The sequence below is a fragment of the Planobispora rosea genome (genome assembly GCF_014648175.1).
Lineage (GTDB): Bacteria > Actinomycetota > Actinomycetes > Streptosporangiales > Streptosporangiaceae > Planobispora > Planobispora rosea.
Genome location: NZ_BMQP01000024.1, coordinates 16019 through 38252 on the forward strand (window position 1 = coordinate 16019; position 22234 = coordinate 38252).

Below are 22234 nucleotides of genomic sequence, written 5' to 3' on the forward strand. Positions count from 1 at the left end.
CTAGCAGACTCAGGGTTATCGCGCGGCTACTTTCCGTGGATTATCCGGGCGGCCATAGGCTTGTCCCATGACGCGCGCTTCGCTGGACAAGCAACCGCACGAGGTCGCCTCGATGTTCGATCGCACGGCCCGGCGCTACGACCTGATGAACGACCTGATGTCCCTGGGGCAGGACCGGTTCTGGCGCAAGGCCACCGCCGCCGCGGTCGACGCGGGTCCCGGTGAGCTCGTGCTCGACCTGGGCGCGGGCACCGGCACCTCGACGGAGGCGTTCACCGCCCTCGGCGCCCGGGCGATCGCCTCGGACTTCTCCCTGGGCATGCTCCGGACCGGGGTCGAGCGGCTCGGCGGGTCGGGCCTGTCCGGCGGGGGCGTGAACGGGCTGACCTTCGTCGCGGGGGACGCGCTGCGGCTGCCGTTCGCCGACGACAGCTTCGACGCGGTGACGATCTCCTTCGCCATCCGCAACGTCAACGACACCGAGCAGGCGCTGCGGGAGATGCTCCGGGTGACCAAGCCCGGCGGGCGCCTGGTGGTCTGCGAGTTCTCCCGGCCGGTGGTCAAGTCTTTCGACTTCGTCTACAGCCGGTACCTGGTCAGCATGATCCCCGTCATGGCCAGGATGGTCAGCTCCAACCCCGACTCCTACGAGTACCTCGCCGAGTCGATCAAGGCGTGGCCCGGGCAGGCCGAGTTCGCGCGCGTCATCCAGCGGGCCGGATGGAGGAAGGTCGCCTGGCGCAACCTCTCGCTCGGCATCGTCGCCCTGCACCGCGCCTGCAAGCCCGCGTCCTGACCCGGAGCGCCGTTGCTCCGGGTCGTCCCGCCGGTCCCGGTCCCCGGCACGGCTACCGCCGGAGCTCCAGGACGACGATGTGCCCCCAGCGGTGATGGGGACGGACGGCCGCCCCGGTGGCGAAGCAGGCGACCCTGATCTCGGGGAGGTAGTCCTCGAAGAGTTCGGGGCTCATCCCGGATCTGCACCAGAGGTACATCTCCACCCGGCCGTCGCCGTACGGGACCGTCCCCGCCACCAGCGGCAGGCGGCCCTGCGGCGTCCGGAGCGAGGTCCTCAGGCACAGCCCCTGGAAACGGTGCCGGACGACCAGGGCGTGGAGCTGGTCCGCGGCCATCCGCCGGGCGGGCGCGTAACCGACCCCCGCGACGAGCGGCAGCAGGTAGGCGGCGAGCCAGACGGGGCGTTCGGCCAGCACCGGCACCGCGGCGGTGACGGCCGAGCCGGCGGCGAGCTCCACGCGCCAGCGGATGATCCTCCCCAGCCAGGCCAGCGGCCCCGCCGTGCGGGGGATCCGGGAGTGGCGCCGGGGGTGACCCGACCATCCGAGCGGTTCGCTAGCCACGGAGACCTCCCGGGGTCGGCGTCCCGCTCACGGTCACGGCGACGCGGGCGTCGGCGTCCTTCTCCCGGACCCTCCGGTCCGCCGCCTCGATGAGGCGTTCGCGTAACCCCTTGCGGGGTTGTGGTGATGGAGTAGCGTTGGACATGTTCCACGGCTCCTGTTCCCGTCTGCTGATGTGGTGAGGGGCTCTGCGGGACTCCGGGCGGATGGGTCGCAGCCATCCGCCCTTTCGCGTCTGCGGGCAGGTTCGGGGCGAGTCGGGACCGGCGGGCCTCGGCTGCGCGGCGGACGTGCCGCTCCCGAGGGTTGAGGTTTCCGGGCCCTCTCCGCCATGCGCACCTCTTGTGTCAGTCAGGGGGACTACTCTGAGAATGTTCCCGCGGGATGTTCGATGCAATTCCCGGAGGGATTACTTAAGAGATGCCCGATGGAAGTTGTTTCACCCTTGTAAGTGAGGGTTGCGCACTTTGCGGTTTGGGTACCACTTGATGACTGTTCGTGAGGAGAGCTGAGTGGCGCGCGACGTCAGCCCCACCGTCAGTCGGCGCAGGCTCGCCGCGGAGTTGCGCCGGCTCCGCGAGGATGCCCATCTCACCGGCGGTCAGGTGGCCAAAGCCCTGGGATGGTCCACATCCAAGATCTCCCGGATCGAGAACGCCCAGGTCGGAGCTCAGAAAGATGACGTCGCCACGCTGGTCTCCCACTACGGGGTGTCCGAGGAATGGCGTGATCTGCTCTTGGAGCTGTCGCGCGAATCCGAGGAGAAGGGCTGGTGGGAGGATTACGCGGACGTGCTGTCCGAATCGTATTCCACCTATATCGGCCTGGAGGCCGGTGCGTCCGAGCTGGTGACCTGGCAGGGGCTCGTCGTCCCCGGGCTGTTGCAGACCGCCGCGTACGCCAGGGCGACGATGCGGACGACGAGCCTCTTCCTTCCGGCGCTTCCGGGCAAGGCGGCCCGCTTGGTCCACGTCCGGATGCGGAGGCAGCGTCTACTCGATGAGGACCCTCCCCTTCGCTTCACCGCTCTGATCGACGAGGCGATTTTGCGCCGTCGGTTCGGCACCGCGGAGACCATGCAACAACAACTGCGTCACATCCTGAAGATTGCCGAGTTCCCGCACGTGGTGATCCGGGTTCTCCCGCTCCATGTCAATCATCCCTCTCTGCCCAGCAGTTTCGTGTTGCTGAAGTTCCCCGAGCGGGAGCGGCTGGGGAGGCTGCACGGTGACGTCCTGTATTTGGAGAACGCTCTGGACGCGACCTTCGAGGAGGGGGAGGAGACGACTTACGGGTTCGACATGTTCTTCCAGCAGATGGTGGAGGAGTCCCTGTCACCGGAAGAGTCGTTGGCTCTCATCGCCGAGGAGGCGCGCCTCGCAGACCCGGGCGGGAATGATTCATGACCTTTCCCGAAGGGTAAGACGACCTTGCTTCCAAGGGCAGGGTGGGGCGATGCGGTCGGCGGCCTCTATAGAGATCGTGTGGCGTAAGAGCAGTCTCAGCACCGCGAACAATGAATGTGTTGAGGTCGCCGTGCTACCGGACGGCCGAGTGGCCACCCGGGACTCGAAAGATCCAGCAGGGGCGATCCTGCTCTTCTCCGCCGGAGAGTGGCGTAACTTCCTCGTAGTGCTCCGAACTACTTCCTCACGGTGCTCCGAACTGGCCAGATCGGATCCATACGGTAAGTAGCGGGACAAATGGGCTGAGCGCGACATCTCATGGCCTGCCGCATGCGGATCCGTTGCTGATCCGTTGCGGTGTCTGTGGCTTGTTCCGTGGATACGGACGGCTGGATCCGCTACAACGGAAGGGTTTTTATCATTGCCGAACCCTTGCCGGACCGCGGCCTGATTGTCTGTGGAGCCCACGTGACCTCGTTCGATCCAGGCGACACCTTCTGGGTGAAGAGCAGCCTCAGCAGCGTGTCCAACGAATGCGTGGAGGTCGCCCGGCCCTCGGGCGGGCCGGTCCTGGTCCGGGACTCCAAGGATCTCTCCGGGCCGGTACTGGCCTTTACGCAGAGTGAGTGGCGAGCGTTCCTGGCTCGAGTGAGGAGCGATGGGTTCGGCTCCTGAGGGCCAGGGTCCCGATCGTCTCCACCCGCGAGTCGCCCTGATACGGCTCGCGGGTTTTCCTGTGCGCGGCCGGGGCAGCGGCCAGAAGGCAGGGGTGTGAGGGAAACGTGGGGAGAAGATCCATGTGATCGTCGCACCCGCCTGACATCGGGCCCCTGGAAAGCGTTAGACTGCGGGCCGACAAGTTTGTGAAGTCCTTCACAAAGGAACGAGAGGCCCCCACCCCGAGGCCGTCGAATCATGTAGGACAGGACAGGTCCCGTGACCGTGCCAGCCGCCCCACAGCGGAGTGTCGCTGAGGCTGACGCCGACGTCATCGTCGTCGGCGCCGGGCCCGCCGGATCGACAACCGCTTTCCACCTCGCACAGGCCGGACTCACCGTCCTGCTGCTCGAGAAGACCACGTTCCCCCGCGAGAAGGTCTGCGGCGACGGGCTGACGCCCCGTGCGGTCAAGCAGCTCATCGCCATGGGCATCGACATCGACGCTCCCGGCTGGATCAAGAACAAGGGCCTGCGGGTCGTCGGCGGCGGGCTCCGTTTCGAGCTGGACTGGCCGGAGCTGGCCAGCTACCCCGACTTCGGCCTGGTCCGCACCCGGCAGGACTTCGACGAGATCCTGGCGGCCAACGCGGTGCGCGCCGGGGTCCGCCTGCTGCAGGGCGTCAACGTCACCGGCCCGATCCTCGACGAGCGCAGCGGCCACGTCGTCGGCGTGACGGCGAAGAAGGGCGGCGAGGAGGTCGCCTACCGGTCCCGGCTGGTGGTGGCGGCCGACGGCAACTCCACCCGGATGTCCCTGGCGCTGGGGCTGCACAAGCGCGAGGACCGCCCGATGGGCGTGGCCGTGCGGACCTACTTCACCAGCCCGCGGCACGACGACGACTACCTGGAGACCTGGCTGGAGCTGTGGGACGGCGACCAGCTGCTGCCCGGCTACGGCTGGATCTTCGGGGTCGGCGACGGCACCTCCAACGTGGGCCTGGGACTGCTGAACACCAGCGAGTCCTTCAAGGGCATGGACTACCGTGACCTGCTCAAACGTTGGGTCAAGAACATGCCCGCCGAGTGGGGCTACACCGAGGAGAACATGACCGCCCCGATCAGGGGCGCCGCGCTGCCGATGGCCTTCAACCGCCAGCCGCACTACACGCGCGGGCTCGTGCTGGTCGGTGACGCGGGAGGGATGATCAACCCCTTCAACGGGGAGGGCATCGCGTATGCGATGGAGACCGGCCACATCGCCGCCGAGACCATCGTGCAGGCGCTGGGCAGGACCACCGCGGCCCAGCGGGAGCGGGTTCTGCGGGCCTATCCGCAGATCCTGAAGGACGCCTACGGCGGATACTTCACGCTCGGCCGGGGCTTCGTGGAGCTCATCGGACGACGCGGCGTGATGAACTTCGCCACCCGGCACGCACTGCCGCATCCCGGTCTGATGCGGTTCGCGTTGAAGCTCCTTGCTAATCTCACCGACCGACGAGGCGACGCATCCGACAGGATCATCAACGCTCTGTCCAAGGTCGCGCCACCGGCATGACCTCACAAAACACGTGGAACCCGGAGCGAGCCGAGATGATCGCCCTGCCTAGACTTGTGAAACACACCACTGTGACGAGCTACGCGCCGGCGCGCGTGGAGATGGGAGAGGAGGCGTAGCGATGGAGCTGTACGCACCCATCCTGGTGCTCGCCGTTCTCGCGGCGGGATTCGCGATCTTCTCGGTGACGATCGCACCCTTCACCGGTCCCAAGCGCTGGAACCGCGCGAAGCTCGACGCCTACGAGTGCGGCATCGAGCCCACCCCCCAGCCGGTCGGCGGCGGTCGTTTCCCGCTGAAGTACATGATCACCGCGATGCTCTTCATCGTGTTCGACATCGAGATCATCTTCCTCTACCCGTGGGCGGTCGCCTTCGACCAGCTCGGGCTGTTCGGGCTGGTCGAGATGGTGCTGTTCATCGTCACCGTGCTCGTCGCCTACGCGTACGTGTGGCGCCGCAAGGGTCTGGACTGGGATTAGGACTATGGGACTTGAAGAGAAACTCCCCAGTGGTTTCCTGCTGACCACGGTCGAGCAGGTGGCCGGCTGGGCGCGTAAGAACTCCGTCTGGCCGGCGACCTTCGGTCTGGCCTGCTGTGCGATCGAGCTGATGTCGACCGGCGGTCCCAAGCACGACCTGGCGCGCTTCGGCATGGAGCGTGCCTCGGCGTCTCCGCGCCAGGCCGACCTGATGATCGTCGCGGGCCGGCTGTCCCAGAAGATGGCCCCGGTCCTGCGCCAGATCTACGACCAGATGGCCGAGCCCAAGTGGGTCATCGCCATGGGCGTCTGCGCCTCCAGCGGAGGCATGTTCAACAACTACGCGATCGTGCAGGGCGTGGACCACGTCGTCCCCGTCGACATCTACCTGCCGGGCTGCCCGCCGCGGCCCGAGATGCTCATCGACTCGATCGTCAAGCTGCACGACAAGATCCAGAACATGAAGTTCGGCGCGCACCGCGCCAAGCAGATCGACGAGCTCGAACTGCAGGCGCTGCGGACGCTGCCGTTGATCGACCAGGGAACCGCCAAATGAGCGACCAGATGAGCAGCGGCGAACCCGACAACCTGCCCGAGGTACCGCAGGAGCCGATCGCCCGGATGGGCATGTTCGGCGCCCAGGACTCCGGCGACACCTCCGGCTACGGACGCCTGGTCGTACGGCGGGCGCCCCGGCTGTCGACCCCCCGCCCCTACGGCGGCTACTTCGACGCCATCGCGGACGAGCTGGAGCGCGCGCTCGGCGGCGACCTGGCCGACGCGGTCGAGCGCGTGGTCGTGGACCGGGGCGAGCTGACCTTCCACGTCAGGCGCGAGCGCCTGACCGAGGTCATGCGGCACCTGCGCGACGACCCCGCCCTGCGCTTCGAGCTCTCGCTGGGCGTCTCCGGCGTGCACTACCCCCACCTGGAGGGCGAGGAGCTGCACGCGGTCTACCACCTGTGCTCGATCACGCACAACCGGCGGCTGCGCGTCGAGGTGTCCTGCCCGGACGCCGACCCGCACATCCCGTCGACCGTGTCGATCTACCCGACGCACGACTGGCACGAGCGGGAGACCTGGGACTTCTTCGGGATCGTCTTCGACGGCCACCCGGCGCTGACCCGCATCATGATGCCGGACGACTGGGACGGCCACCCGCAGCGCAAGGACTACCCGCTCGGCGGCATCCCGGTCGACTACCGCGGCGCCCAGATCCCCCCGCCCGACCAGAGGAGGTCGTACAAGTGAGCGAGCGAAGCGAGCGAGCCGATAAGCGCAGCAGTTCACGAACGAGTGCGACGGAGGAGAGCTCGTGAGTGCTCCTTACGAGGAGGCCACCGAGGGCAAGGTGTACACCGTCTCGGGCAACGACTGGACCGAACTGGTCGCCACGCTCAGCGGGCAGCAGGACGAGCAGCTCGTCGTCAACATGGGCCCGCAGCACCCGTCCACGCACGGTGTGCTCCGCCTGATCCTGAACCTCGACGGCGAGACGGTCACCGAGGCCCGGACGGCCATCGGCTACCTGCACACCGGCATCGAGAAGACCTGCGAGTACCGCACCTGGACCCAGGGGACCACGCTGGTCACCCGCATGGACTACCTCTCGCCGATCTTCAACGAGACCGTCTACTGCATGGCCGTGGAGAAGCTGCTGGGCATCACCGAGCAGATCCCCGAGCGGGCGCAGGCCATCCGGGTGATGATGATGGAGCTGACCCGCATCTCCTCGCACATGGTGGCCATCGGCACCTTCGGCATGGAGCTGGGCGCGACCACGCCGTTCCTCTTCGGGACCCGCGAGCGCGAGATGGTGCTGGACGTGATGGAGTACATCACCGGCCTGCGGATGAACATGGCCTACGTCAGGCCCGGCGGCGTCGCCGTCGACCTGCCGGCCGGCGCCGTGGACAAGGTCGCCGAGCTGCTCAAGGAGATGCCCAAGCGCATCAAGGACATGCGCAAGCTGCTCGACGCGAACCCGGTCTACCTGGCCCGCACCAAGGACGTCGCCTACCTCGACCTGACCGGGTGCATGGCGCTGGGCGTCACCGGTCCGATGCTGCGGGCCGCGGGTCTGCCGTGGGACCTGCGCAAGTCGCAGCCGTACTGCGGGTACGAGACCTACGACTTCGAGGTCGCGACCCAGAAGACGGCCGACGTCTACGGCCGCTACCTGGTCCGGATGACCGAGATGGAGGAGTCGCTCAAGATCATTGAGCAGGCTCTGGACCGGCTGGCCGGCCCGCTCAAGGGCCAGCGCGTGATGGTGGACGACAAGAAGATCGGCTGGCCCGCGCAGCTCGCGCTCGGCCCCGACGGCTACGGCAACTCGCCCGACCACATCGCGCACATCATGGGCAGCTCGATGGAAGCGCTGATCCACCACTTCAAGCTGGTGACCGAGGGCTTCCGGGTCCCGGCCGGTCAGGCGTACGCGAGCGTCGAGGGCCCCCGCGGCGAGCTCGGCGCCCACGTGGTCAGCGACGGCGGCACCAAGCCGTACCGCGTGCACTTCCGCGACCCGTCCTTCACGAACCTGCAGGCCGTACCGGCGACGTGTGAGGGCGGCATGGTCGCCGACGTCATCTCCGCCGTGGCCTCGATCGACCCGGTCATGGGAGGCGTGGACCGATGAACGCGAGCAATGAGCCGAAGGGCGGCACGGGCTTTTCGAGCTCGGACTTCTCCAGCCACGAGGGGAGCGTGACCCTCAACCCCGCCGAGGAGGGGGTCGCGGTCGTGAGCCCCGGCGAGGAAGGGCGCCTGGCCACCGCGGGCGGGTCCTACTCGCCGGAGGTCCGCGCGCGTCTGGAGCAGGACGCCAAGGAGATCATCTCCCGCTATCCGAGGACGCGCTCGGCGCTGCTGCCCCTGCTGCACCTGGTGCAGTCGGAGGACGGCTACGTCTCCGACGCCGGCCAGGAGTTCTGCGCCGAGATGCTCGGCCTGACCAAGGCCGAGGTGGTGGGCGTGTCCACCTTCTACACGATGTACAAGCGCAGGCCGATGGGCGACTACCACGTCGGCGTGTGCGTCAACACGCTGTGCGCGATCATGGGCGGCGACCAGATCTGGGACGAGCTCTCCGAGCACGTCGGCGTCGGCCACGACGAGGCGACCCCGGACGGCAGGATCTCGCTGGAGCGGCTGGAGTGCAACGCCGCCTGCGACTTCGCGCCGGTGATGATGGTCAACTGGGAGTTCTTCGACAACCAGACGCCCGCCTCCGCCAAGCAGCTCGTCGACGACCTGCGCGCCGGCAAGGACGTCTCGCCGACCCGCGGTCCGAAGAAGCTCTGCACCTTCAAGGAAGCCTCCAGAGTGCTGGCCGGTCTGCCCGACGATCTGGCCGGTGACGGCCCCTCGGCGGCCGGCGCCTCCCTGGAGGGCCTGAAGATCGCCCAGGCCAACGGATGGAAGGCCCCCGAGGCATGACGACTCTCACCCCGGTCCTCACCGCGAACTGGGACCGGCCCGACTCCTTCACCCTGAACGGCTACGGGGAGTACAAGGCTGCCAAGAAGGCGCTGGGCATGGACCAGGACGCCGTCATCCAGGCGGTCAAGGACTCCGGCCTGCGCGGTCGCGGCGGCGCGGGCTTCCCCACCGGCATGAAGTGGGGCTTCATCCCGCAGGGCGACGGCAAGCCGCACTACCTGGTGGTCAACGCCGACGAGTCCGAGCCGGGCACGTGCAAGGACATCCCGCTGATGATGGCCAACCCGCACTCGCTGGTGGAAGGCGTGATCATCACGTCCTACGCCATCCGGGCGAACCAGGCCTTCATCTACGTGCGCGGCGAGGTCCTGCACGTCATCCGCCGCCTGCACGCGGCGGTCCGCGAGGCCTACGAGGCCGGCTATCTCGGCAAGGACATCTTCGGCAGCGGCTACGACCTGGAGCTGGTCGTGCACGCGGGCGCGGGCGCCTACATCTGCGGAGAGGAGACGGCTCTCCTCGACTCGCTGGAGGGTTATCGCGGCCAACCCCGTCTCAAGCCTCCGTTCCCGGCGGTGGCGGGCCTCTACGCCTGCCCCACTGTGATCAACAACGTCGAGTCGATCGCCAGTGTTCCCTCGATCATCGCCAACGGGGCCGACTGGTTCGCGGGCATGGGCACGGAGAAGTCGACCGGGTTCGGCATCTTCTCGCTCTCCGGCCACGTCACCCGTCCCGGCCAGTACGAGGCTCCGCTCGGCATCACGCTGCGCGAACTCCTCGACATGGCGGGCGGCATCCGCGCGGGCCACCGGCTGAAGTTCTGGACCCCCGGAGGGTCGAGCACGCCGATCTTCACCGACGAGCACCTGGACGTGCCGCTCGACTTCGAGTCGGTCGGCGCGAAGGGGTCCATGCTCGGCACCCGGGCTCTGCAGATCTTCGACGAGACGACCTGCGTGGTGCGCGCGGTGATGCGCTGGACCGAGTTCTACGCGCACGAGTCCTGCGGCAAGTGCACTCCCTGCCGGGAGGGCACCTACTGGCTCAAGCAGGTGCTCATCAGGCTGGAGAAGGGCCAGGGCACCGAGGACGACCTGACCACGATCACCGACATCGCCGACAACATCCTGGGCCGCTCCTTCTGCGCCCTGGGCGACGGCGCCACCAGCCCCATCCACTCGTCGGTGAAGTACTTCCGCGACGAGTACCTCAAGCACTTCGAGATCGGCGGCTGCCCGTTCGATCACGCTCCGTCCACGGTGTGGGGGAACGCATGACGGTTGAAGCGACCACCCCGGCGCAGGCGCCGGTGGACCTGGTGACCCTCACCATCGACGGGTTCCAGGTGAGCGTCCCCAAGGGGACCCTGATCATCCGGGCGGCGGAGCTGCTCGGCATCCAGATCCCGCGCTTCTGCGACCACCCGCTGCTGGATCCGGCCGCCAACTGCCGCCAGTGCCTGGTGGAGATCCCGGACGCGGGCAACGGCCGCGGCTTCCCGAAGCCGCAGCCCTCCTGCGCCATCGAGGTGGCCCCCGGCATGGTGGTGCAGACGCAGCTCACCTCCCCGGTCGCGGAGAAGGCGCAGCGCGGTGTCATGGAGCTGCTGCTCATGAACCACCCGCTCGACTGCCCGGTCTGCGACAAGGGCGGTGAGTGCCCGCTGCAGAACCAGGCCATGTCCAACGGCCAGGGCGAGAGCCGCTTCCAGGAGAAGAAGCGCGTCTTCGCCAAGCCGGTCCCGCTCTCCACCCAGGTGCTGCTGGACCGCGAGCGCTGCGTGCAGTGCGCGCGCTGCCTGCGCTTCGCCGACGAGATCGCCGGCGACCCGCTCATCGAGTTCTTCGAGCGCGGGGCCAAGGAGCAGGTCGGCACCGCCGACGGCGCGCCGTTCGAGTCCTACTACTCGGGCAACACCATCCAGATCTGCCCGGTGGGCGCGCTGACCGGCGCCGCCTACCGGTTCCAGGCCCGCCCGTTCGACCTGGTCTCCACGCCGTCCGCCTGCGAGCACTGCGCCAGCGGCTGCTCCCTGCGCACCGACCACCGCCGCGGCCGGGTCACCCGCCGCCTGGCCGGGGACGACCCCGAGGTCAACGAGGAGTGGAACTGCGACAAGGGGCGCTGGGCCTTCACCTACGCCACCCAGCCCGACCGGCTGAAGACCCCGCTCATCCGTGACGAGGAGGGCCGCCTGGTCCCGGCCTCCTGGCCCGAGGCGCTCGCGGTCGCAGCCAGGGGCCTGGCGGCGGCCCGCGGGCGCGCGGGCGTGCTGGTCGGCGGCCGGGTCACCGTCGAGGAGGCGTACGGCTACGCCAAGTTCGCCCGGATCGCCCTGGCGACCAACGACGTCGACTTCCGGTCCCGGCCCCACTCCGCGGAGGAGACGCAGTTCCTCGCGCACGCCGTCGCGGGCAGGGGCATCGAGGTCCGCTACCGCGACCTGGAGGCGGCCCCGGCGGTGTTCCTGGTGGGCTTCGAGCCCGAGGAGGAGTCGCCGATCGTCTTCCTCCGGCTGCGCAAGGCGTGGCGGAAGAAGGGGCTGAAGGTCTTCTCGGTCGCGCCGTTCACCACCCTTTCCCTGGCCAAGATGGGCGGCACGCTCATCCCGGCGGCGCCCGGCGCCGAGGCCGAGGTCCTGGAGGACCTGATCTCCGGCGGCTCTCCGGCCGCCGAGGCGGTCAGGCAGTCCGGCGCGATCATCCTCGCCGGTGAGCGGCTCGCCACCTCCCCGGGCGCGCTGTCCGCGCTGGTCAAGCTGGTCGAGGCGAGCGGCGCCCGGTTCGCCTGGGTCCCGCGCCGCGCCGGCGAGCGCGGCGCCGTCGAGGCCGGGGCGCTTCCGAACCTCCTGCCGATCGGCCGTCCGGTCGCCGACGAGGCCGCCCGCGCCGAGGTGGCCCGGGCGTGGAACGTCGCCTCGCTCCCGGAGACCCCGGGCCGCGACACCTCCGCCATCCTGGCGGCGGCGCTGCACGAGGACGTCGACGCCCTCCTCGTCGCCGGTGTCGACCCCTACGACCTGCCCGACCCCCAGGCCGCCCTGGAAGCCCTGGAGAACACTCCGTTCATCGTCAGCCTGGAGCAGCGCGCCAGCGCGGTCACCGACCGCGCCGACGTGGTGCTGCCGGTCGCCGCGGCGTCGGAGAAGTCGGGCACGTTCGTCAACTGGGAGGGCCGCGGCCGTACCTTCGAGGCGGCCCTGGGCGTCCCCGGCGTGATGAGCGACCTGCGGGTGATCTCCTCGATCGCCGACCACATGGACGTGCACCTGGGTCTGCCGGACCCGGCCGCCGCCCGCCGCGAGCTCGGCTCGATCGGCGCGTGGCGGGGCGCCAGGGTCGAAGCTCCCCGCGTGACCTTCCGGCAGGGCACCGCGCCGCAGGCCGGTGAGGCCCTCCTCGCCACCTGGCACCAGCTGCTCGACGACGGCCGCCTGCAGGCGGGCGAGCCGTACCTCGCGGGCACCGCGCGCGCGGCCGAGGCGCTGCTGTCCCCGGCCACCGCGGCCGAGGCGGGGGTCGCCGACGGCGACAAGATCACCATCACCGCCGCGCGGGGCTCGCTGAGCCTGCCGGTGCGCATCGCCGACCTGCCCGACCGGGTGGTGTGGCTGCCGGCCAACTCCGGCGGCTGCTCGGTGACCCGCGACCTGCGCGCCGCCGCCGGTGACCTCGTCAAGATCGGGAGCGCCTCATGAGCCTCATGAGCATGACCCTGCTCGCGGCCCCGGCCGCTGATCCGACCCTGGACGACTTCGGGAACGACCCGATCGGGATCGTGATCCTCAAGTCCGTCGTCATCTTCGTCGTCCTGATGCTGGGCGTCCTGTTCGGCGTGTGGTTCGAGCGCAAGCTCATCTCCCGCATGCAGAACCGGTACGGCCCCAACCGGGCCGGAAAGTTCGGCCTGCTCCAGTCGGTGGCCGACGGCCTGAAGATGGGTCTGAAGGAAGACCTGATGCCGCGGACCGTGGACAAGGTGATCTACTTCATCGCCCCGGTCGTGCTCGCGGTCCCCGCCTTCCTGGCCTTCTCGGTGATCCCGATGGGACCGAAGGTCAACATGTTCGGCGTCGAGACGCCGCTGCAGCTGACCGACCTGCCGGTCGCGGTGCTGCTGGTGCTGGCGATGGCCTCCATCGGCGTCTACGGCATCGTGCTGGCCGGGTGGGGCTCCCGCTCGCCGTACGCGATGCTGGGCGGTCTGCGCGCCAGCGCGCAGGTGGTCTCCTACGAGATCGCGATGGGCCTGTCGTTCGTGGGCGTGTTCCTGTTCGCGGGCACGCTGTCCACCTCGGGTATCGTCGCCGCGCAGGCGAACGGCGGCTCGTTCGCGCTGGGCGGCGTGGACATCCCGCTGCCCTCCTGGTACATGATCCTGCTGATCCCGTCCTTCGCGATCTACGTCATCACGATGCTGGGCGAGACCAACCGGGTCCCCTTCGACCTGCCCGAGGGCGAGGGCGAGCTGGTCGGCGGCTTCCAGACCGAGTACTCCAACTCGCTGAAGTTCGCGGTCATCATGCTCGCCGAGTACGTCAACGTCTTCGTCGTCTCGGCGGTGTCGATCACCCTGTTCATGGGCGGCTGGCGGGCCCCGTGGCCGATCTCCATGTGGGACGGGGCGAACACCGGCTACTGGCCGCTGCTGTGGTTCTTCCTGAAGATGGTGCTCGTCTTCGCCTTCTTCATCTGGGCCCGCGCCTCGCTGCCGCGCGTCCGCTACGACCAGCTCATGGCCCTCGGCTGGAAGATCCTGATCCCGCTCAACCTGGCCTGGATCCTGCTGGTCGCCACCATGCGCGCCATGCGGCTGGACAACGTCGACCGGACCCTCGTCCTGGTCCTGGGGGCCGTCATCCTCGCCGGCGCCCTGGCGATCTGGCTGCGCTTCGACACCACTCTGCAGCGGCGCAGAGAGGCCAAGGCCGCGCAGGTCGACGCCGAGTTCGAGCAGCTCCAGGCCGAACCGACCGCCGGCGGCTTCCCGGTGCCGCCACTCGACCTGCCGCACTACCACGGGGTGGCGCGCAAGGAGGTTCCCAGTGGGACTAACTGATTGGCTCAACCCCGTCAAGGGGTTCGGCGTGACCTTCCACACGATGTTCAAGAAGGTCGAGACGGTCAACTACCCCGAGGAGAAGCGGCCCACGGCCCCGCGTTTCCACGGCCGGCACCAGCTCAACCGCTGGCCCGACGGCCTGGAGAAGTGCGTCGGCTGCGAGCTGTGCGCCTGGGCGTGCCCGGCCGACGCGATCTACGTGGAGGGCGCGGACAACACCGAGACGGAGCGCTACTCCCCGGGTGAGCGCTACGGGCGCACCTACCAGATCAACTATCTGCGGTGCATCCTGTGCGGCCTGTGCATCGAGGCCTGCCCGACGCGCGCGCTGACCATGACCAACGAATACGAGCTCGCCGACTCGACTCGTGAGAGCCTCATCTACACCAAGGAGATGCTCCTCGCGCCGCTCGGCCCCGGCATGGAGGCCCCACCCCACGCGATGCGGCTCGGTGAGACCGAAGAGGACTACTACCGGCTGGGACGCAACAATGGGTGAGACCATCACGTTCTGGGTGCTGGCGGTCGTTTCCGTGGCCGCGGCGCTCGGACTCGTCTTCAGCCGCAAGGCGGTCTACTCCGCGCTCATGCTGGGCGTGGTCATGCTCTCCCTGGCCGTGCTCTACGCGGTCCAGGACGCGCCCTTCCTCGCCGCGGTGCAGATCATCGTCTACACCGGCGCCGTCATGATGCTCTTCCTGTTCGTGCTCATGCTCGTCGGCGTGGACTCCGCGGACTCCCTGGTGGAGACGATCAGGGGGCAGCGCTTCTGGGCGATCGTGGCGGGCCTCGGCTTCGCGGTTCTGCTGGCCCTGGCCATCGGCAACGTGGCCTTCAGCCCGGCGGCGGGCCTGGGCCGGGTGGTGAGCGGCCGGGACGGCAACGTCCCCGCGCTGGCCGCGGAGATCTTCACCCGGCACGTGTTCGCCTTCGAGGTCACCTCGGCCCTGCTGATCACCGCGGCGCTGGGCGCGATGGTGCTGGCCCACCGCGAGCGGGTCCGGCCCAAGGCCACCCAGCGGGACCTGGCCCGCACCCGCTTCGCCGGCCCGCAGCCCTCGCCGCTGCCCGGCCCGGGTACCTACGCCCTGCACAACGCCATCGACATGCCGGCCCTGCTGCCGGACGGCTCGGTCGCCGCCACCTCCATCAACCGGGTGCTCGCCCGGCACGAGATGGAGGAGGGCTACGCGCCGACCGACCCGGAGAAGGCCGCGCTCATCAAGCAGGTCCTGGAGAAGGACGCGGCCCGGGACGCCGAGCCGGTCGCGGGCGACACGCCCATCCAGGTGAAGGACGCGCTCCAGGACGAGGGCGAACTCCAGGGTGAGGGCGCGCCGCAGGCCGGGGTCGCATCCGGCAAGGAGAACGCGCCTCAGGAGGAGGACGGCAAGTGACCACCCACTACCTGGTGCTCTCCGCGCTGCTGTTCGCGATCGGCGGTGCCGGCGTCCTGATCCGGCGCAACGCGATCGTGGTCTTCATGTGCGTGGAGCTCATGCTCAACGCCTGCAACCTGGCGTTCGTCACCTTCGCCCGGCAGCACGGCAACCTGGACGGCCAGCTCATCGCGTTCTTCGTGATGGTGGTGGCCGCTGCGGAGGTCGTGATCGGCCTCGCCATCATCGTGATGATCTTCCGAACCCGCAGGTCGGCGTCCGTGGACAACGCCAACCTGCTGAAGTACTAAAGGGGTGCCAGGTGCAATCTCCTGCTGAGATCGTCCCGCACTCCGGTGGGGTGATCGGCGTCTCCTGGCTGATGATCGCGCTGCCGCTGCTCGGCGCCGCGATCCTGCTGCTGGGCGGTCGCCGTACCAACAAGTGGGGGCACTTCCTCGGTGTCGCCATGTCGCTGGGCGCCTTCGTGGTGGCCGTGCTCTCCTTCATGGAGCTGCTCGGCCTGGACCCGGACCAGCGCCGCCGGGGCTTCGAGCTGTTCGAGTTCATCCCCGGCATGGTGAACCTGGGGATGCTGATCGACCCGCTGTCGATCAGCTTCGCCCTGCTGATCACGGGTGTCGGGTCCCTGATCCACATCTACTCGGTCGGCTACATGTCGCACGACCGCGACCGCCGCCGGTTCTTCGCCTACCTCAACCTGTTCGTCGCGGCCATGCTCCTGCTGGTCCTGTCGGACAACTACGTCGGCCTGTTCATCGGCTGGGAGGGCGTGGGTCTCGCGTCCTACCTGCTGATCGGCTTCTGGCAGCACAAGCCCAGCGCGGCCACCGCCGCCCAGAAGGCGTTCATCGTCAACCGCGTCGGTGACTTCGGCCTGCTGATCGGCATCTTCACGATCTGGACGACGTTCGGCTCGCTGGCCTTCGGCGACCTCACCCACGAGGTGACGGGCCAGGCGTCGCAGGGCACGCTCACCGCGATCGGCCTGCTGCTCCTGCTCGGGGCCTGCGGCAAGTCCGCCCAGCTCCCGCTGCAGTCCTGGCTTCTGGACGCGATGGAGGGCCCGACCCCGGTCTCGGCCCTCATCCACGCCGCGACCATGGTCACCGCCGGTGTCTACCTGGTGGTCCGCTCCGGCGCCTTCTTCGAGGCCGCCCCGACCGCGCAGCTGGTCGTCACCATCGTCGGCGTCGCCACGCTGCTCGCCGGTGCGATCATCGGTTGCGCCAAGGACGACATCAAGAAGGGCCTGGCCGGTTCGACGATGTCGCAGATCGGCTACATGATGCTCGGCGCGGGCCTCGGCCCGGCGGGCTACGCCTTCGCGATCGGCCACCTGATCACGCACGGCTTCTTCAAGGCCAACATGTTCCTCGGCGCCGGCTCGGTCATGCACGCCATGAACGACGAGGTCGACATGCGCCGCTACGGCGCGCTGTTCCCGGTCATGAAGATCACCGCGGTCACCTTCATCGTCGGCTACCTCGCGATCATCGGCTTCCCGTTGCTCTCCGGTTACTACACCAAGGAGGGCATCATCGAGACGGCCATGCACCACAACGCGATCCTCGGCTGGCTCGCCGTGCTGGGTGCCGGTCTGACCGGCTTCTACATGTCGCGGATGGTCTTCATGACCTTCTTCGGCAAGAAGCGCTGGGCCGACGACGCGCACCCGCACGAGTCGCCCGCGGTGATGACCTGGCCGCTGATCATCCTGGCGATCGGCTCGATCGGCCTGGGCGCCTTCCTGGTCCTGGGCAACCGGTTCATGACCTTCCTGAGCCCGGCGGTCGGCCTGCCCGCGGACGTGCCCGAGCCCCACGTCTTCGGTGTGGGCCCCGCGGCCCTGGCCACGCTCGCCCTGGTCGCCGCCGGCGCCGCCTTCGCCTGGTTCCGGTACGGCGCCGCCCAGGTGCCCGCCCTGGCTCCGCGCGGTTCCTTCCTCACCACCTTCGCCCGCCGCGACCTGTACGGCGACGCCCTGAACGAGGCGCTGCTCATGCGCCCCGGCCAGTGGCTGACCCGGATCGCGGTGTTCTTCGACAACCGCGGCGTCGACGGCCTCGTCAACGGGCTGGCCGCGGGCATCGGCGGAACCTCCGGGCGGCTGCGCCGCGTGCAGACCGGTTACGTCCGGTCGTACGCGCTGTCCATCCTCTTCGGTGCCGCCGCCGTCGTTGGCGCGCTGCTCTACGTAGGGAACATCTGATGCCCTGGCTCTCGATACTGATGGCCGTGCCCGTGCTGGGCGCGGTCGGGGTGGCGCTGCTGCCCAAGGGCAGTGACAAGCTCGCCAAGCAACTGGCCCTGGCGGTCTCGCTGGTGGTGCTGGCGCTGACCGTCGCGATGGCGGTCCAGTTCAGCCCCAACGGCAACCGCTTCCAGTTCGAGGAGAAGTACGCGTGGATCCCCAGCTTCGGGGTCCACTACGGCGTCGCCGTGGACGGCATCGCGCTCGTGCTGATCGCGCTCTCGGCGATCCTCGTGCCGATCGTCGTCCTGGCGTCCTGGCACGACGCCGAGGGGGCGACGCGGCTCGACCTCAAGAGCGAGGCCGTGCCGCCCAAGCGCTCCGCGAAGACCTACTTCGCGCTGCTGCTGGTGCTGGAGGCGATGATGATCGGCGTCTTCGCGGCGACCGACATCTTCCTCTTCTACGTCTTCTTCGAGGCCATGCTGATCCCGATGTACTTCATGATCGGGTCGTACGGCGGCGTGCAGCGGTCCTACGCGGCCGTGAAGTTCCTGCTCTACTCGCTCTTCGGCGGCCTGCTCATGCTGGTCGCGGTGATCGCGCTCTACGTGGTCGCCGAGAAGAACACCTTCATGTTCCCCGAGCTGGTCGGGGCCATCCAGGACCCGACCACGCAGAAGTGGCTGTTCGCCGGCTTCTTCATCGCCTTCGCGATCAAGGCCCCGCTCTGGCCGTTCCACACCTGGCTGCCCGACGCCGCCGCGCAGGCCCCGGCCGGCGCCGCGGTCCTGCTGGTGGGCGTGCTGGACAAGGTCGGCACGTACGGCATGCTCCGCTTCTGCCTGGAGCTGTTCCCGGACGCGTCGAAGTTCTTCACCCCGCTGGTGATCGTGCTCTCGGTGGTCGGCATCATCTACGGCGCGATCGTGGCCATCGGCCAGACCGACATGAAGCGCCTGATCGCCTACACCTCGATCTCGCACTTCGGCTTCATCGCCATGGGCGTCTTCGCGATGACCCAGAACGCCCAGTCGGGCGCCACGCTCTACATGGTCAACCACGGCTTCTCGACCGGCGCGCTGTTCCTGGTCGCCGGGTTCCTGATCTACCGCCGCGGTTCCGCCCAGATCGCCGACTACGGCGGCGTGCAGAGCGTCGCCCCGCTGCTGGCGGGCGCCTTCCTGATCGCCGGCCTGTCCGGCCTCTCGCTGCCCGGCCTGGCGCCGTTCGTCAGCGAGTTCATGGTCCTGATCGGCACCTACGAGCGCTACGCGGTCCCGGCGATCATCGGCGCGACCGGCGTGATCCTGGCGGCCATCTACATCCTGTGGATGTACAAGCGCACCATGAACGGCCCCACCGCCGAGCCGGTCAAGGGCTTCACCGACCTCAACGGCCGGGAGAAGTGGGTCGTGGCCCCGCTCATCGCAATGATCGTCGCGCTCGGGTTCTTCCCCAAGCCGCTGCTCGACGTGATCAACCCGGCGGTGGACCAGACACTGACCAACGCCCAGGTGACGGACAAGCAGCCCGTCTCCACCGTCGCTGAGAAGAAGGGGGCCGGCCAGTGAACGGCGGCACCATCGAGGCGCCAACGATCGAATACGCCCTGCTCGCGCCGATGCTGCTGGTCTTCGGCGCGGCGGTCGTCGGCGTGCTGATCGAGGCGTTCGCGCCCCGGTACCTGCGCAAGTCGATCCATGTGCCGCTGACGCTGCTGGCGCTGGCCGGCGCGTTCCTGCTGACCATCCTCCAGGCCGTCCGGGAGGGCGTGCCCACGACTCCGGCGGCCATGGGCGCCGTCGCGGTGGACGGGCCCGCCCTGTTCATCTGGGCCATCATCCTCGTGCTGGCCTTCGTCAGCACGCTGCTGATCAACGACGACGAGCAGTTCGTCGCGCAGGCGGCGGCCGTACCGGGAAGCAGCGACGAGGAGGACGCGGTCCGCCACGGTTACGCGCAGACCGAGGTCTACCCGCTGCTGCTGTTCTCGGTCGGCGGCATGCTGCTCTTCCCGGCGGCCAACGACCTGCTGGTCATGTTCGTGGCCCTGGAGGTCCTGTCCCTGCCGCTGTACCTGCTGTGCGGCCTGGCCCGCCGGCGCCGCCTGCTGTCGCAGGAGGCCTCGGTCAAGTACTTCCTGCTCGGCTCCTTCTCCTCGGCCTTCTTCCTGTACGGCATGGCCCTGGTCTACGGCTACGCCGGCTCGATCGACCTGAGGGCCATCAGCTCCTCGCTCGGCACCGTCGTGGGCCAGGACACCCTGCTGTACGTCGGCATGGCGATGCTCGGCGTCGGCCTGCTGTTCAAGATCGGCGCCGCGCCGTTCCAGGCCTGGAAGCCCGACGTCTACCAGGGCGCGCCCACCGCGGTCACCGCCCTGATGGCCTCCACCGTCCTGGTGGCGGCCTTCGGCGCCGTGCTGCGGGTCTTCTGGGTCGCCCTGGGCAACCTGGACTGGGACTGGCGGCCGGTCATGTGGGGTGTGGCGATTCTCACCATGGTCGTCGGCGCGATCCTGGCCATCACCCAGACCGAGATCAAGCGCATGCTGGCCTACTCGTCGATCGCGCACGCGGGCTTCCTGCTCACCGGCGTGATCGCCACCGGCGGCGCCGAGCAGAACAAGGAGGCCCTGTCGGCGCTCCTGTTCTACCTCGTGGCGTACGGCTTCACCACGGTCGGAGCCTTCGCGGTGGTCACCATGGTCCGCGACGCGGGCGGCGAGGCCGGGCACCTGTCCCGGTGGGCCGGCCTCGGCAAGCGGGCTCCGCTCCTGGCGGGGATCTTCGCGTTCTTCCTGCTGGCCTTCGCGGGTATCCCGCTGACCAGCGGTTTCTTCGGGAAGTACGCCGTGTTCGCCGCCGCGGTCGCCGCCGACGCGCTGCCGCTGGTCGTCGTGGGAGTGGTCACCTCGGCCATCGCCGCGTTCTTCTACGTCCGCGTGATCGTGCTGATGTTCTTCAGCGAGCCCGCGGCCGACGGCCCGAGCATCGCGGTGCCGACCGTCGGGACCTCGGCTGTGGTGACCCTCGCCGCAGCGGCTACCGTAGTGCTGGGCGTCTTCCCCGAGCCGGTCCTGAACCTGGCTGACCAGGCCGCCTCCGCACTCTTCATCCGCTAGGGAGTTAACGCATGGCTGCGCCACCGGTTGTCGATCTACCGCTCGTCGATGAGCGGCTGGCGCAGGATCTCGCCGCCGGCCTGGCCGAAGTCGAGAAGGTGCTGCGGTCCTCGGTGGAGAGCGAGGACGCCTTCGTCACGGAGGCGTCCAAGCACCTCATCGAGGCCGGCGGCAAGCGCTTCCGGGCCATGCTGGTGCTGCTCGCCGCCCAGTTCGGCCAGGCCGACGCCCCGGGCGTGGTGCCCGGGGCCGTGGTCATCGAGCTGACCCACCTGGCCACGCTCTACCACGACGACGTCATGGACGAGGCCCCGGTCCGCCGGGGCTCCGCGTCGGTCAACGCCCGGTGGAACAACACCGTGGCCATCCTGACGGGTGACTATCTGTTCGCCCAGGCCTCGCTGATCCTGGCCGACCTCGGCGCCGACATCATCCGGATCCAGGCCGAGACGTTCTCCCGCCTGGTCCGCGGTCAGATCCGCGAGACCATCGGCCCCCGTGAGGGGGAGGACCCGGTGCGGCACTACATCGAGGTGCTGGCCGACAAGACCGGCTCCCTGATCGCCACCTCGGGCCGGTTCGGCGCGCTGCTGAGCGGCGCCTCGCCCGACGTCGTCGAGCGGCTGACCAGCGCCTGCGAGGCCATCGGCGTCGCCTGGCAGCTCAGCGACGACCTGCTGGACGTCGCCTCCGAGTCGGCCGAGTCCGGCAAGACGCCGGGGACGGACCTGCGCGAGGGCATCCGGACGCTCCCGGTGCTGTACGTCCTGTCCGGGACCGCCCCGGCCGACGCCCGCCTGCGTGAGCTGCTGGCCGGCCCGGTGGCCGAGGAGGACGTCGAGGAGACCCTGCGGCTGCTGCGCGCCAACTCCGCCATGGACCGGGCCCGAGCCGAGCTGGTCGCCTGGGCCGATCGTGCCCGCGACGAGCTGTCCGGCCTGCCGGACATCCCGGCCCGCGCGGCCTACCTGGCCATGTGCGACTACGTGGTGGAGCGCTCCGGTTGATCTTTGCTTGCGCGTGCAATTTTTGCATGCGCAGGTATACTTCGCGGCAGTAGTCCGTCGAAGGAGACTCACAATGACGTGGGATCTGTTCGCACTCCTCTACGCGCGGGTCGAGGCCGACCTGGGCAAGGCGCTGCAGCGCGGGCACGGGCTCGGGCTGTCGGAGTACCGCGCGCTCAGGCAGCTGGCCGGCGCCCCCGGCGGCGAGCTCCGGATGCAGGAACTGGCCGAGGCCGTGGGGCTGAACCAGAGCTCGGTGACCCGCCTCATCGCCCGTCTGGAGGAGGCGGGACTGACCCGGCGGACCCTCTGCTCGAACGACCGGCGCGGCGTCTACTCGGTGATCACGGAGGCGGGGCGGACGCGCCTGGCCGGAGCCACCCCGGCCTACGAGGACTGTCTGACGACCGCCCTGGACCGGGCCTGCACCGACCCGGTCCTGAGGCCGCTGGCCGAGGCCGTGCGGACCGCCGGGACCGGGTGAGTCCAGGGCGCGGGCGGCTCTGCCAGGCGGGCGCGGGCTGTGGGGCGGGCGC

The 22234-nt window shown here is 69.0% G+C and carries 22 protein-coding genes; 21 read left to right on the plus strand and 1 reads right to left on the minus strand.

The annotated features are described in order from the left end of the window. The first annotated feature begins 67 nt into the window (after positions 1-67). On the plus strand, positions 68-796 hold the full coding sequence (locus IEZ08_RS22995) for a demethylmenaquinone methyltransferase (protein ID WP_068920769.1): 729 nt from the start codon (positions 68-70) through the stop codon (positions 794-796). Positions 797-848: 52 nt separating this feature from the next. On the opposite strand, the gene IEZ08_RS23000 is transcribed toward IEZ08_RS22995, so the two are convergent. After that, complete coding sequence (locus tag IEZ08_RS23000) at positions 849-1361, minus strand: hypothetical protein (RefSeq protein WP_141703517.1); 513 nt, start codon at positions 1359-1361, stop codon at positions 849-851. 512 nt (positions 1362-1873) lie between these two features. Between IEZ08_RS23000 and IEZ08_RS23005 the strand changes: the two genes are divergently transcribed. The 20 genes from IEZ08_RS23005 (at position 1874) to IEZ08_RS23100 (ending at position 22182) form a co-directional block, all read left to right on the plus strand. Next, a complete protein-coding gene (locus IEZ08_RS23005; protein ID WP_068920771.1) occupies positions 1874-2767 on the plus strand; it encodes a helix-turn-helix domain-containing protein in 894 nt (297 codons plus the stop codon). Between the two features lie 49 nt (positions 2768-2816). Then, the gene (locus IEZ08_RS23010) at positions 2817-3056 is read left to right on the plus strand and encodes a DUF397 domain-containing protein (protein WP_189242864.1); all 240 of its coding nucleotides are present in this window, start codon (positions 2817-2819) and stop codon (positions 3054-3056) included. A 179-nt stretch (positions 3057-3235) separates the two neighbouring features. Further along, a complete protein-coding gene (locus IEZ08_RS23015; RefSeq protein WP_189242865.1) occupies positions 3236-3442 on the plus strand; it encodes a DUF397 domain-containing protein in 207 nt (68 codons plus the stop codon). Positions 3443-3703: 261 nt separating this feature from the next. After that, positions 3704-4981 carry a geranylgeranyl reductase family protein gene (locus IEZ08_RS23020; RefSeq protein WP_068920772.1) on the plus strand — a complete coding sequence of 426 codons (1278 nt, stop codon included), beginning with the start codon at positions 3704-3706 and terminating at the stop codon, positions 4979-4981. A 121-nt stretch (positions 4982-5102) separates the two neighbouring features. Next, the gene (locus IEZ08_RS23025) at positions 5103-5462 is read left to right on the plus strand and encodes an NADH-quinone oxidoreductase subunit A (RefSeq protein WP_068920773.1); all 360 of its coding nucleotides are present in this window, start codon (positions 5103-5105) and stop codon (positions 5460-5462) included. 4 nt (positions 5463-5466) lie between these two features. After that, on the plus strand, positions 5467-6018 hold the full coding sequence (locus tag IEZ08_RS23030; protein ID WP_068920774.1) for a NuoB/complex I 20 kDa subunit family protein: 552 nt from the start codon (positions 5467-5469) through the stop codon (positions 6016-6018). Continuing rightward, a complete protein-coding gene (locus tag IEZ08_RS23035; RefSeq protein WP_373294377.1) occupies positions 6015-6713 on the plus strand; it encodes an NADH-quinone oxidoreductase subunit C in 699 nt (232 codons plus the stop codon). The genes IEZ08_RS23030 and IEZ08_RS23035 overlap by 4 nt, the downstream gene beginning before the upstream one ends. Before the next feature lie 64 nt (positions 6714-6777). After that, positions 6778-8103, plus strand: coding sequence for an NADH-quinone oxidoreductase subunit D (locus IEZ08_RS23040; protein ID WP_068920776.1), 1326 nt, complete (start codon positions 6778-6780; stop codon positions 8101-8103). Further along, positions 8100-8903 (plus strand): NADH-quinone oxidoreductase subunit NuoE, encoded by an 804-nt coding sequence (gene nuoE / locus IEZ08_RS23045; protein ID WP_189242866.1) that lies wholly within the window; start codon positions 8100-8102, stop codon positions 8901-8903. The genes IEZ08_RS23040 and nuoE overlap by 4 nt, the downstream gene beginning before the upstream one ends. Then, positions 8900-10186, plus strand: coding sequence for an NADH-quinone oxidoreductase subunit NuoF (nuoF, locus tag IEZ08_RS23050; RefSeq protein ID WP_068920777.1), 1287 nt, complete (start codon positions 8900-8902; stop codon positions 10184-10186). The genes nuoE and nuoF overlap by 4 nt, the downstream gene beginning before the upstream one ends. Continuing rightward, complete coding sequence (locus IEZ08_RS23055; RefSeq protein WP_189242867.1) at positions 10183-12606, plus strand: NADH-quinone oxidoreductase subunit G; 2424 nt, start codon at positions 10183-10185, stop codon at positions 12604-12606. Before nuoF ends, IEZ08_RS23055 begins: the two co-directional genes overlap by 4 nt. Next, positions 12603-13967 (plus strand): NADH-quinone oxidoreductase subunit NuoH, encoded by a 1365-nt coding sequence (gene nuoH / locus IEZ08_RS23060; protein WP_189242868.1) that lies wholly within the window; start codon positions 12603-12605, stop codon positions 13965-13967. The genes IEZ08_RS23055 and nuoH overlap by 4 nt, the downstream gene beginning before the upstream one ends. Further along, a complete protein-coding gene (nuoI, locus tag IEZ08_RS23065) occupies positions 13954-14469 on the plus strand; it encodes an NADH-quinone oxidoreductase subunit NuoI (protein ID WP_084780859.1) in 516 nt (171 codons plus the stop codon). The genes nuoH and nuoI overlap by 14 nt, the downstream gene beginning before the upstream one ends. Then, positions 14462-15367 (plus strand): NADH-quinone oxidoreductase subunit J, encoded by a 906-nt coding sequence (locus IEZ08_RS23070; RefSeq protein ID WP_068920779.1) that lies wholly within the window; start codon positions 14462-14464, stop codon positions 15365-15367. The genes nuoI and IEZ08_RS23070 overlap by 8 nt, the downstream gene beginning before the upstream one ends. Continuing rightward, the gene (gene nuoK / locus IEZ08_RS23075) at positions 15364-15660 is read left to right on the plus strand and encodes an NADH-quinone oxidoreductase subunit NuoK (protein ID WP_068920780.1); all 297 of its coding nucleotides are present in this window, start codon (positions 15364-15366) and stop codon (positions 15658-15660) included. The genes IEZ08_RS23070 and nuoK overlap by 4 nt, the downstream gene beginning before the upstream one ends. A 71-nt stretch (positions 15661-15731) precedes the next feature. Next, complete coding sequence (nuoL, locus tag IEZ08_RS23080; RefSeq protein ID WP_176728651.1) at positions 15732-17582, plus strand: NADH-quinone oxidoreductase subunit L; 1851 nt, start codon at positions 15732-15734, stop codon at positions 17580-17582. Beyond that, the gene (locus tag IEZ08_RS23085; protein WP_068920782.1) at positions 17582-19138 is read left to right on the plus strand and encodes an NADH-quinone oxidoreductase subunit M; all 1557 of its coding nucleotides are present in this window, start codon (positions 17582-17584) and stop codon (positions 19136-19138) included. The genes nuoL and IEZ08_RS23085 overlap by 1 nt, the downstream gene beginning before the upstream one ends. Beyond that, the gene (gene nuoN / locus IEZ08_RS23090; protein ID WP_068920783.1) at positions 19135-20691 is read left to right on the plus strand and encodes an NADH-quinone oxidoreductase subunit NuoN; all 1557 of its coding nucleotides are present in this window, start codon (positions 19135-19137) and stop codon (positions 20689-20691) included. The genes IEZ08_RS23085 and nuoN overlap by 4 nt, the downstream gene beginning before the upstream one ends. A gap of 11 nt (positions 20692-20702) precedes the next feature. After that, positions 20703-21698 (plus strand): polyprenyl synthetase family protein, encoded by a 996-nt coding sequence (locus IEZ08_RS23095; protein ID WP_189242869.1) that lies wholly within the window; start codon positions 20703-20705, stop codon positions 21696-21698. Positions 21699-21771: 73 nt separating this feature from the next. Continuing rightward, positions 21772-22182, plus strand: a complete 411-nt coding sequence (locus tag IEZ08_RS23100; protein ID WP_189242870.1) for a MarR family winged helix-turn-helix transcriptional regulator — start codon at positions 21772-21774, stop codon at positions 22180-22182. The last annotated feature ends 52 nt before the right edge of the window (positions 22183-22234 follow it).

What these genes read in the sequence shown, in the direction of transcription:
- IEZ08_RS22995 (WP_068920769.1), top strand. Translation starts at nt 68, where the DNA reads ATGACGCGCGCTTCGCTGGACAAGCAACCGCACGAGGTCGCCTCGATG.
- IEZ08_RS23010 (WP_189242864.1), top strand. Translation starts at nt 2,817, where the DNA reads ATGCGGTCGGCGGCCTCTATAGAGATCGTGTGGCGTAAGAGCAGTCTC.
- IEZ08_RS23025 (WP_068920773.1), top strand. Translation starts at nt 5,103, where the DNA reads ATGGAGCTGTACGCACCCATCCTGGTGCTCGCCGTTCTCGCGGCGGGA.
- IEZ08_RS23030 (WP_068920774.1), top strand. Translation starts at nt 5,467, where the DNA reads ATGGGACTTGAAGAGAAACTCCCCAGTGGTTTCCTGCTGACCACGGTC.
- IEZ08_RS23035 (WP_373294377.1), top strand. Translation starts at nt 6,015, where the DNA reads ATGAGCGACCAGATGAGCAGCGGCGAACCCGACAACCTGCCCGAGGTA.
- nuoE (WP_189242866.1), top strand. Translation starts at nt 8,100, where the DNA reads ATGAACGCGAGCAATGAGCCGAAGGGCGGCACGGGCTTTTCGAGCTCG.
- nuoF (WP_068920777.1), top strand. Translation starts at nt 8,900, where the DNA reads ATGACGACTCTCACCCCGGTCCTCACCGCGAACTGGGACCGGCCCGAC.
- IEZ08_RS23055 (WP_189242867.1), top strand. Translation starts at nt 10,183, where the DNA reads ATGACGGTTGAAGCGACCACCCCGGCGCAGGCGCCGGTGGACCTGGTG.
- nuoH (WP_189242868.1), top strand. Translation starts at nt 12,603, where the DNA reads ATGAGCCTCATGAGCATGACCCTGCTCGCGGCCCCGGCCGCTGATCCG.
- IEZ08_RS23070 (WP_068920779.1), top strand. Translation starts at nt 14,462, where the DNA reads ATGGGTGAGACCATCACGTTCTGGGTGCTGGCGGTCGTTTCCGTGGCC.
- nuoL (WP_176728651.1), top strand. Translation starts at nt 15,732, where the DNA reads ATGATCGCGCTGCCGCTGCTCGGCGCCGCGATCCTGCTGCTGGGCGGT.
- IEZ08_RS23085 (WP_068920782.1), top strand. Translation starts at nt 17,582, where the DNA reads ATGCCCTGGCTCTCGATACTGATGGCCGTGCCCGTGCTGGGCGCGGTC.
- IEZ08_RS23095 (WP_189242869.1), top strand. Translation starts at nt 20,703, where the DNA reads ATGGCTGCGCCACCGGTTGTCGATCTACCGCTCGTCGATGAGCGGCTG.
- IEZ08_RS23100 (WP_189242870.1), top strand. Translation starts at nt 21,772, where the DNA reads ATGACGTGGGATCTGTTCGCACTCCTCTACGCGCGGGTCGAGGCCGAC.